Annotated in this window: 5 protein-coding genes; 3 read left to right on the top strand and 2 right to left on the bottom strand. The window is 43.3% G+C overall.

What is annotated here, in order from left to right; genetic code table 11:
• The 3 genes from trkA to AC1U9U_RS14965 form a co-directional block, all read left to right on the top strand.
• On the top strand, positions 1-928 hold a 928-nt coding region (trkA, locus tag AC1U9U_RS14955), incomplete at its 5' end, for a Trk system potassium transporter TrkA (protein ID WP_479961350.1).
• Position 929: 1 nt separating this feature from the next.
• Entirely contained in the window at positions 930-2387 is a 1458-nt protein-coding gene (locus AC1U9U_RS14960; protein WP_479961351.1) for a TrkH family potassium uptake protein, read from the top strand.
• Between the two features lie 34 nt (positions 2388-2421).
• Complete coding sequence (locus AC1U9U_RS14965; RefSeq protein WP_479961352.1) at positions 2422-3879, top strand: TrkH family potassium uptake protein; 1458 nt, start codon at positions 2422-2424, stop codon at positions 3877-3879.
• 111 nt (positions 3880-3990) lie between these two features.
• Here AC1U9U_RS14965 and AC1U9U_RS14970 read toward each other — a convergent pair whose 3' ends face one another.
• Both AC1U9U_RS14970 and AC1U9U_RS14975 read right to left on the bottom strand, forming a co-directional pair.
• Positions 3991-4827, bottom strand: a complete 837-nt coding sequence (locus AC1U9U_RS14970) for a CvfB family protein (protein ID WP_479961354.1) — start codon at positions 4825-4827, stop codon at positions 3991-3993.
• Between the two features lie 139 nt (positions 4828-4966).
• Positions 4967-6196 carry an aminopeptidase gene (locus tag AC1U9U_RS14975; protein WP_479961353.1) on the bottom strand — a complete coding sequence of 410 codons (1230 nt, stop codon included), beginning with the start codon at positions 6194-6196 and terminating at the stop codon, positions 4967-4969.
• Positions 6197-6494: the final 298 nt, after the last annotated feature.

A 6494-nucleotide genomic window follows, 5' to 3' on the forward strand; every position in this document is an offset into this window, starting at 1 on the left:
TGTAGAAGATTTTGCCGGGGACCGGGTACGGATGATCGAAGTTAAGATCCCACAGGATTCCAGCCTAGCCAATATTTCTCTAAATGATTTAACCTTACCTTCGAATACTTTGGTTGCAGGGATTTTACGTAATGAAAGGATGCTTATCCCCCATGGTGCAGATATGCTTTTACCCCATGACTGTGTTTTTTTTGTGGGAGAGTTTAGTTCAATCAAAAAAATCGAAGAACATTTTACGGTTAGAAAATCCAAAGTAGAACGGGTATTAATTATCGGGGCGGGAAGAATCGGCCGACATTTAGCCTTGTTGCTGGAAAAGGCCGGCATCTCGGTTAAGGTAATCGATAAGGATATGGAACGTTGTCAAGATTTAGCCGAATCCCTTGATGAGGGTTTAGTGCTCTGTGGTGAGGGAACAGATATAGACCTTTTAACTGAAGAAGGGGTAGGTGAAGCGGATGCCGTCATGTGCCTTACCGATGACGACAAACTCAATCTGCTCATTGCCCTCTTGGCCAAACACCTTGGAGCACCAAAGACTTTTGTCCGGGTTGGGCGCTCCGACTATATTTCCCTTATGGAAAAAGTAGGGGTTGATGTGGTACTTTCGCCCCGGGTGCTGACTGCCGGTGTGATTCTTCGCCAAGTCCGGCGTTCCGATGTCGTTTCGGTATCCCTGCTCGAGGGTGCTAAAGCCGAAGCCATGGAGATTATCGTTCCGGCATCAAGTCCGGTAGCCAATAAAAAGCTTAAAGACGCCAAACTGCCTAAAAACTCATTAATCGGTACTATGGTTAGAGGTGATGAAATAATCATCCCTAATGGTGAAACCATCTTAAAGCCCGGTGATAGGGTGATTGTTTTTGCCTTGCCCGATACGGTTCCGGTGGTTATGCGTTTATTTGAGAATAAACTGGGGAGCAAATAAGATGAATGTTTCAGTCATATTAGGTTTACTGGGAAGGCTGCAGATCGGTTATGCCTTAGCCATGTGTATTCCATTAATTTTAGCAATAACCTTAGGAGAGTCCAGTGTCCTATCCTTTTTGCTTTCCATACTCTTAACCGTGATACCAGGAATTTTCCTCATGGGCAAATCAAAGCCTTCCGATTTCAAAATTGGCGTCCGTGAGGCTTTTGCTGCGGTTGTTGGAGCTTGGGTTCTTACTTCTCTTCAGGGTGCCTTACCCTATTGGTTTGCCAATGTCGTGCCTACCTATATCGATGCCGTTTTCGAGACCGTATCAGGACTTACTACCACCGGTGCCAGCGTCATCAGTGATGTAGAGGCATTGCCTCAATCTATTCTTCTTTGGCGCAGTTTAACCCATTGGCTTGGTGGCATGGGAATTATCGTGCTATTTATTGTCCTCCTTCCCAAAACCGGAATGGGTTCAGTCCTCCTCTTTAATGCCGAGGTTCCCGGTCCAACTAATGATCGGGTTATGCCTCGGATTCGCGATACGGCTATTTCCTTATGGAAAATCTACTTTGTTTTTACGGCGGTTTGTGCATTGCTGCTTTGGGCGGCCGGAATGACTTTTCTGGATGCAGCGAATAACGCCTTTGCTACCATTGCTACCGGCGGTTTTTCCACCAAAAACACAAGCATAATGTATTATAATAGTTTGCCCATAGAAATGATTCTGACGTTCTTTATGATTGCTTCGGGTGCAAACTTCGCTATCTACTTGGCAGTTTGGCGTAAAAAAACTATGCAACCTTTTCGTAATACGGAACTTATCGTTTATCTTTCGATCATTGCCGGTGCTACCTTCCTAATTGGTGGAAGTTTGTGGCTTAATAACGGTACTTCACCGCTCCTGGCTCTCCGCTATGCTTTGTTTCAAGTAGCGTCCATTATCACTACCACCGGTTATGCTTCTGCGGACTTTGACCAATGGCCTTCCATGACTAAAACTATTCTGCTTCTCTTGATGTTTATCGGCGGGAGTGCCGGTTCTACCTCGGGGGGGATGAAGGTTTCACGAATTATTCTTTTGGCTAAAGCCACTTGGGCAGAACTAAAGAAAGGGATACACCCGCGGGCGGTTTCCAGTATCAAACTTGGTGGTAAGGTGATCGAACCAGAAATCCTCAATCGAGTAGGAATTTTTTTCTTTCTCTATATTGTGACCTTTGCAGCAGCAAGTGTCATTATCGCGGGGACCGGACTTAAGCCCTTTGATGCTATGAGTGCCGTGGCGGCCACTTTGGGAAACGTTGGCCCAGGGTTTGGATTTGTTGGACCAACTACGAATTTCGGCGGTATTAATCTTTTCGGGAAATCAGTATTGACTATTTGTATGCTGCTCGGGCGTCTGGAGTTTTTTACTTTACTGATCATCTTCCGCCCTGAATTTTGGAAAAGACGCAGGACTTGGTAAACTCGCGGAATTATAAATGAGGAGCAGATTAGAGATGAACTATTCGCTGATACAAGGGGTATTGGGAAGGCTGTTAACGGCCTATGCCTTCGCCATGATTATTCCCTTGGTAATAGCGCTTTTTAACAATGAAACCAGCCAGTGGTCTTTTTTAATTACCTTAATGCTTACCGGTGGTCTTGGGGTGGGAATGTTTCGTTTTCGGAAGTCTTCACAAGAAAAAATAAATCTGCGTGAGAGCTTTGCCATTGTTGGCGGGGCATGGGTTCTGACTTGTCTTTTAGGTGCCTTGCCTTTTTGGATAGCGGGCACCGTTCCTACTTATATCGATGCTTTATTTGAGGCAGTCTCGGGATTAACAACCACGGGGGCAAGCGTTATTAACGATATTGAAGCTTTACCATCTTCACTTCAACTATGGCGCAGCATTACCCATTGGCTCGGCGGTATCGGTATTATTGTATTGTTCATTATTTTGCTGCCAAGTACGGGCTTTGGGGCGGTGCATTTATTCCATGCGGAAGTTCCCGGCCCATTAAGCAAACGAACTATGCCACGAATTCGTGATACGGCAATTAGAATTTGGTGGATTTATTTGTTTCTTACTATAGCGTTAATTGTAATGTTATTCCTTGCCGGAATGAGTATATTTGATGCAGTCAATCATGCCTTTTCTACGATAGCTACCGGTGGATTTTCCAATAAGAATACCAGCATTATGCATTTCGAAAGCACTATGATTGAAGTCGTTATAATTTTCTTTATCATAATTGCCGGCGGAAACTTCAGAATCTATTTGGAAGCCTGGACGAAAAAAAGTTTAAAGCCTTTTCGTAACAGCGAATTTATCACTTATTTAGCTATTATTTTTACAAGTACGATTCTTATAACAATTGGCTTAGCATTAACTACCGAAAATGCTTCGGTTTATGCCTTACGGCATGCCCTTTTTCAAGTGGTTTCACTGGTTACCGGTACGGGATTCGCTTCCGCTGACTATGATCAATGGCCGGCTATTACCCGGCTAATACTTTTTCTCTTAATGTTTCTCGGTGGGTGTGCCGGTTCTACTACAGGGGGCATGAAAGTATCTCGAATTATGCTGCTAACAAAACACACCTGGTCGATGTTGACCAGGGGTTTACATCCTCAGGCGGTTTCCACTATTAAATTAGATGGCAAGCCCATCAATTCCACTGCTGTCAAAATGGTCAGTATATTTTTCTTTCTTTATGTAGTGATTTTTGCAATTGCCACCATCATGATTGCCGGAACCGGACTTGAACCTTTTGATGCTATGAGCGCAGTGGCGGCTTCCCTGGGCAATGTGGGTCCAGGGTTTGGGGTTGTAGGGCCAACGACAAACTTTGCTTGTGTTACATCCTTTGGTAAGTTAATTTTGATCCTTTGCATGTTACTTGGTCGTCTCGAAATTTTTACCTTGCTTATTTTATTGCGTCCCGAATTTTGGCGATCAAAAAGTGGTTGGTAAAAAAAACTGCAATAACAAAGAGGCTGTTTCTAGTTTAAGAAATACAGCCTCTTCACGATTAATTTAAGTAGATTAATTTCTTAGTCCATTTTCTAACCTAGGTGTTTTTGCTTAAGGAAGCCTTAGATCATCCCCGACCTTTTTGATGCGACCGCTCTTGAGTAAGGCTCCCACCGCCCGTTTAAAGGCTGCCTTGCTCATCTGAAATACTTTTTCAATTTCTTCGGGGCTGGATTTTTCATTAAGGGGGAGGGTTCCGGCGTTGGCGTTCATGGCATTGATCAGCAGCTCCGCATCCACATTCATTTGTCGGTGGGAAAGGTTGCGCGGGGAAAGGTCCAATTTGCCATCTTCCCGCACCCGAATAACGCGTGCTTGAATCCGATCCCCATATTTAAGTTCCGTATAGTTCTCATTGCGGGGAATAAGTCCCAGATATAGGTTGTCTACGGCTACGAATACACCGATTTGGGGATTGATCTGGTAGACCGTTCCCATGACCAAATCGTTTTTTTGGTAGGGTGAATCAGAGCGGAGAAAATCGTAAATAGCGGTTGTCGAGGAAATACGTCCGCTCTTGTCGAGATAGAGATAGACCAGATAGCTTTTGTCCACTTCAACAGGGTATTTTTGCTCGCGGAAGGGGAGAAAAAGGCCTCTTTCCAAACCGAAGTCAAGAAAAGCTCCGACTTTGGTTTTGGCTGTTACTTTAAGATAGGCTAGTTCACCTACTTGGGCAAAAGGTCTTTTCAGGGTGGCAATCAAACGATCTTCAGAATCGTGATAAATGAACACCTCTAAAATATCCCCTTCTTTGACTTTATCCGGGCACTCATTGCCAGGAAGGAGTACATTATCTTTACGGTTACCTGTACCCGCATCAAGATAGGCCCCAAAGGAAGCCATATTAGCGACTTTAAGTTTATTTAATTTCCCGACTTGAATAATAGGAAGCCCTCCCTAGAAGTTGAACTATTAGTCAAAAGATTGATGAAAAGGTGATATTGGGTCAAGATACTTCACTGCGTTCAGTATGACATAGTGTGTGCTGTCATCCTGAGCATGAGCGAAGGATCTTTTCCAGACATTACAAGGCGAAGTTGCCTTGTATAAACACAGGAAGCTCCTTGCCGGTGGATGTAATACCTGTGATAGTTAGATCAGCTGTTCCTATCATAAAATCCTCATGTAATAAGGAATCGTTTACACCGGCAGCTGCCAATTCCTGTTCACTTAATTTGTCCCCGTTTTTTAAGGTTACTGAGTATGCTTTTCCTAAAGCTAAATGGCAAGCTGCGTTTTCATCGAAGAGAGTATTATAAAAGAGAATTTTGGAATTGGAAATGGGTGAATCATAGGGTACCAGGGCTACTTCCCCAAGATACTTGGCACCTTCATCGGTGTCCAGCAAGCTTTTTAAGCTTTTATATCCTTCATCGGCACTAAAGTCGATCACCTTGCCGTCTTTAAAAGTCAAGGTAAGGTTCTTGATGAGGTTACCATTGTAATTTAAGGGCATTGAGCTGACCACAGTCCCATTGACACCGGTTTTTTTCGGCAGGGTGAAGACTTCCTCGGTGGGCATATTAGCGATAAATTCAATACCATCCTGGGTGCGGTCCGCTCCGGCAATCCAGAGATGATCTTCAGGCAGCTCAATCCTTAAATCTGTACCAAGAGAGTTTTTGAAGTGCAAAGTTTGGAAATGATTGGAGTTTAGAAAATCCATATAGCGGCCCAGATTTTCCGTATGTTCTTTCCAGGCCAGGACAGGATCCTCTTGATCGGCCCGCACTGCTTTAAATATGGCACTCCAAAGTTTTGCGACGGCTTCTTCTTTAGCAGCACCGGGGAAGACTTTTTGTGCCCATGCTTGAGTAGGTATAGATACCACACACCAGGCATTCTGATTGCTCATTAACCGTTCCCGTTGTTCTTTTAAGGCTATTGAGCCGGCTCTTTGTGCCCTGGTCATACGGTCGGGATTAACATCTTTCATTAGTTCCGGGTCTGAAGCAGAGATACTTAAGAAGGCCGCACCTTGCCTTGAATAGTTAAGAAAAAATACTTTCTGCCATTCCGGAAATTCATCAAAGATTTCTTCCGGTGCATAAAGGTAGCGAACTTTAGAAGTGAGTTCATCGTTCCAAAAAATTGCCACATCCTTTGCACCTTCCCGGTAAGCTACTTCAGTTACTTTTCGGGTAAAATCAGCACATTCAATAGGTGATTTAATGACGAGAATCTGCTGTTGTTGAAGATTGACTCCTGTTTTAATGATAAGACGAGCGTATTTTTCTAATAATTGTTCATTCATGAGGTGAGGACTCCTTTCGGGTGAAAGATAGGGAATAATTTTCCTCTAGTGAAAGATTATAACACAGTTCTGCCGGCAAAAGAAACTGATGGTATCCTAATAAACCAAAACTCCTAAAAATATTTTAAAGATAAAATCAGTATATTGACAAATGTTCAACATGATCATATAATAGGATTATAAAGATAACTGAATGGGATAGTAAAGATAAGATTAAATGCTCAGAATACTATATAATAAATTGCTATCATCATAACAGTTATGATACTTTAAAGGAGGTGATAAGATGAATTCCTAT

It is taken from the genome of Desulfitobacterium sp., assembly GCF_982384815.1.